General features: G+C 75.8%; 3 protein-coding genes. 1 reads left to right on the forward strand and 2 read right to left on the reverse strand.

Annotated elements, in window-relative coordinates; translation table 11 throughout:
• Positions 1 to 93: 93 nt before the first annotated feature.
• Both acs and GTQ99_RS20590 read right to left on the reverse strand, forming a co-directional pair.
• Positions 94 to 2046, reverse strand: a complete 1953-nt coding sequence (acs, locus tag GTQ99_RS20585; RefSeq protein WP_166617569.1) for an acetate--CoA ligase — start codon at positions 2044 to 2046, stop codon at positions 94 to 96.
• Between the two features lie 60 nt (positions 2047 to 2106).
• Positions 2107 to 3045: an EamA family transporter gene (locus GTQ99_RS20590; protein ID WP_338075160.1), complete on the reverse strand. Its 939-nt coding sequence runs from the start codon at positions 3043 to 3045 to the stop codon at positions 2107 to 2109.
• 158 nt (positions 3046 to 3203) lie between these two features.
• Here GTQ99_RS20590 and GTQ99_RS20595 point away from each other — a divergent pair, with 158 nt between their 5' ends.
• Positions 3204 to 4031, forward strand: coding sequence for a DUF4394 domain-containing protein (locus tag GTQ99_RS20595; protein WP_166617570.1), 828 nt, complete (start codon positions 3204 to 3206; stop codon positions 4029 to 4031).
• Positions 4032 to 4122: the final 91 nt, after the last annotated feature.

The raw sequence follows: 4122 nt of genomic DNA on the forward strand, positions 1-4122 counted from the left end.
CCCCTGCACCGCACCACCCCTCCACCGCACCCCCTCGCCCGCGCGGCGGCGCGGAGGAGGGGGTGCGGTGGAGGGGTGGTGCGGTGCAGGGGTTCAGTCGCCGCTGGTGGCGCTCATGCCCTGCGTGATGGCGTCCATCACCGTGGAGTCGGTGAGGGTGGTGACGTCGCCGGTGGGGCGGTGCTCGGCGACGTCGCGCAGCAGCCGGCGCATGATCTTGCCGGAGCGGGTCTTCGGCAGCTCCGCCACGACCATGATCGACCTCGGCTTGGCGATGGGGCCGATCTCCTTGCCGACGTGGTCGCGCAGCTGCGCCACCGTGTCCGGGCCCTGCTCGTGCCCGCCGCGCAGGATGACGAACGCGACGACGGCCTGCCCGGTGGTCTCGTCGGTGGCGCCGACGACGGCGGCCTCGGCGACGTCGGGGTGGGAGACGAGCGCGGACTCGATCTCGGCGGTGGACAGCCGGTGCCCGGAGACGTTCATGACGTCGTCGACGCGCCCGAGCAGCCAGATGTCGCCGTCCTCGTCGCGCTTGGCGCCGTCGCCGGCGAAGTAGCGGCCCGGGAAGCGCGCCCAGTAGGTGTCCTTGAAGCGCTGCTCGTCGCCCCAGATGCCGCGCAGCATGGCCGGCCACGGCTCGGTGAGCACGAGGTAGCCGGCCTGCCCGTGCCCCAGCGGCTCACCGGCGTCGTCGACGACCTCGGCGGCGATGCCGGGCAGCGGCACCTGCGCGGAGCCGGCCTTGAGGGCGGTGACGCCGGGCAGCGGCGCGATCATCTGCGCGCCGGTCTCGGTCTGCCACCACGTGTCGACGATGGGGGTGCGCCCGGCGCCGATGACGCGGCGGTACCAGTTCCACGCCTCGGGGTTGATGTTCTCCCCCACGCTGCCCAGCACCCGCAGCGAGGACAGGTCGTGGCGGGCGGGGAACTCCTCGCCCCACTTCATGCAGGTGCGGATCGCCGTCGGCGCGGTGTAGAGGACCGTCACCCCGTACTTCTCCACCAGGGACCACCAGCGGTCCTTGTCGGGGGTGTCGGGGGTGCCCTCGTAGACGACCTGGGTGAGGCCGTTGGCCAGCGGGCCGTAGACGACGTAGCTGTGCCCGGTGACCCAGCCGACGTCGGCGGTGCACCAGTAGACGTCGCGCTCGGGGCGCACGTCGAAGACGTTCCTCGTCGTGTACGCGGTCTGCACGAGGTAGCCGCCGGAGGTGTGCAGGATGCCCTTGGGCTTCCCGGTGGTGCCGGAGGTGTAGAGGATGAACAGCGGCTGCTCGGCGTCGAAGGCCTGCGCCTCGTGCACCGGGCTCGCGGCCTCCAGCGCCTCGTGCCACCACACGTCCCGGCCCTCGGTCCAGTCCACGGCCTCGCCGTTGCGCCGCACGACGAGCACGTTCGTCACGCTGGGGGCGCCCTTGGCCAGCGCCGCGTCGACGGCGGGCTTGAGGGTGGTGGGCTTGCCGCGCCGGTAGGAGCCGTCGCAGGTGATGACGACCTTGGCCTCGGCGTCGACGATGCGCGAGTGCAGCGCGTCGGCGGAGAAGCCGCCGAAGACCACCGAGTGCGCCGCGCCCAGGCGGGCGCACGCGAGCATCGCGACGACGGACTCCACGAGCATCGGCAGGTAGACCGCGACGCGGTCGCCGGCCCCTACGCCGAGGGCGGCCAGGGCGTTGGCGGCGCGCTGGACCTGCTCGTGCAGCTGCGCGTAGGTGACGGTGGCGGTGTCGCCGGGCTCGCCCTCGAAGTGGAGGGCCACCCGCTCGCCGTGCCCGGCCTCGACGTGGCGGTCCACGCAGTTCACGGCCACGTTGAGCTCGCCGCCGACGAACCACTTCGCGAACGGCGCGCCCGACCAGTCCAGGACCTCCTCGAAGTCCTTCGCCCAGGTGACGTGCTCGCGGGCCTGCTCGGCCCAGAACCCCAGCCGGTCGGCGGCGGCCCGCTCGTAGAGGTCGGGGCCGGCCACGGCCTGCGCGGCGAACGCCGGGTCGGGCGCCACCGTCACCGGGGTCTCGCTGCTGCTCTCCTGGGTGGTCACCGTCGTCCTCCTCGACAGACTGCCGCGGTGCACTGCTGCACCGCACCGACGCCGCCGAGGTTAGCCGCCCCCGCCCGCGGCGCGCGTCGCGAGATCACGGTCGGCGCGGCGGCGCTCGCGGCCCGCCGAGGCCGTCGAGCCGGCGGAGGCGGCGACGACGACGGCGACGGCCACCACCGACGTCCACGGCAGCGCCTGGGACAGCAGCAGGAAGCCGACGACGGCGGCGATGGCCGGTTCCAGGCTGAGCAGGACGCCGAAGGTGCGCTCCGGCAGCCGCCGCAGCGCGACGAGCTCCAGGGAGTACGGCACCACCGAGCTCGCCAGCGCCACCACCAGGCCCAGGGCGAGCACCTGCGGGTGCAGCAGGTCGGTGCCCGCGGTGAGCACCCCGACGGGGGTGAGCAGCAGCGCGGCGATCGCACTGGCGACGGCCAGCCCGCTCTGGCCGGGGGTCGCGGCGCCGACGCGGGCGCTCAGCAGGACGTAGCCGGCCCAGAACGCGCCCGCGGTGAGGGCGAGCAGGACGCCCAGCGGGTCCAGCGACCCGCCGGCGCCGTCCCCGCCGACGCCGAGCCCGACGACGCCGACGAGCGCCAGCCCCACCCACAGCAGGTCGCGGCGCCGGTGGGTGAGCACCGCCGAGAGCACCAGCGGCCCGAGGAACTCGCAGGTGACGGCGACGCCGAGCGGGATGCGCGAGAGCGCCTCGTAGAAGGAGGTGTTCATCGCGGCGAGGCTGACGCCGAAGCCGGCCGACAGCAGCCACTGCCGCCGCGTCCAGGAGCGCACCCGGGGCCGGACGACGAGGAGCAGGACCACGCCGGCGACCACCAGGCGCAGGGCCGCGGCACCGGCGGGGCCGATCGAGGCGAACAGGGAGCTGGCCACGCCGGCGCCGACCTGCACCGAGGCCGCCGCGCCGAGGACCATGCCCACCGCGGGCAGGTCGCCCCGCCGGGCGCCGCCCCGCGGGCCGGCACCGGTCGTCGCGCTCACGGTGGCGCACGCTACCGGCGCCGCTCGCGGCGACCTCCCGCCGGCCTCGCGCACCTCCCCGCGGACTGCTGCCGGCGGCGGTGAACGCGGGGCGGGCGGGGCGCGTAAGCACCCCCGAACCCGGCACCGGCCGGGCCCCGGACACCTGGAGGAACCCCGTGCGACCCCGTACCGCGCTCGCCGCCGCCGCCGCCGCGGCCGTCGTCCTCGCCCCCGCCGCCAGCGCCACCGCCTCCGACGGCGGCCGCGGGCAGGGCGGCTCCCCGCGCGCCGTCGGCCTCGTGGACGGCACCCGCCTCGTCACCTTCGCCACCGACCGCCCCGGCAAGGTCAAGCACACCGGCGCGCTGCAGGGCCTGCAGGGCGACACCCGCCTGGTCGGCATCGACGCCCGCGTGCAGGACAAGCAGGTCTACGGCGTCGGCGACCGGGGCGGCGTCTACGTCCTGGACGTGCACCGCGCCACCGCGACCCGCGTGCTGCAGCTGAGCGTGCCGCTGGAGGGCAGCTCCTTCGGCGTCGACTTCAACCCCGCGGCGAACGCGCTGCGCGTCGTCAGCGACACCGGGCAGAACCTGCGCCAGCCGTTCGCGACGCCCGGTGCGCCCACCGTCGCCGACACCCCGCTGACCAGCCCGCCCACCGCCGGCACCACCACCGGCGTCACCGCCGCGGCGTACACCAACAACGACCTCGACGCGGCCACGGCCACGACGCTGTTCGTGCTCAACACCACCACCGACCAGGTGGCCGTGCAGTCCCCCGCCAACGCGGGCACCCTGGCGGCCACCGGCGCGCTGGGCGCCGACCTGTCCGGCGACGTCGGCTTCGACATCGCCGGCACCACCGGGTACGCGGTCGTCCCCGGCACGGGCGAGGACGCCGGCCGCTCCACCGTCCACGAGGTCTCGCTGCTGACCGGGGCGGCGCCGGTCGTCGGGACCCTGGACGCGGCCGTCACCGACCTGGCCCTGAAGCTGTCCTGACCCCGCGCGGTCCGGCGGCTCGAGGGGGGCTGCCGGACCGCCGCGGCAGCGGGCGCGGCGGGCGGGTGGACGGGCGGGTGGACGCGGGCGG

The sequence above is a fragment of the Kineococcus vitellinus genome, from assembly GCF_009906315.1.
GTDB lineage: Bacteria > Actinomycetota > Actinomycetes > Actinomycetales > Kineococcaceae > Kineococcus > Kineococcus vitellinus.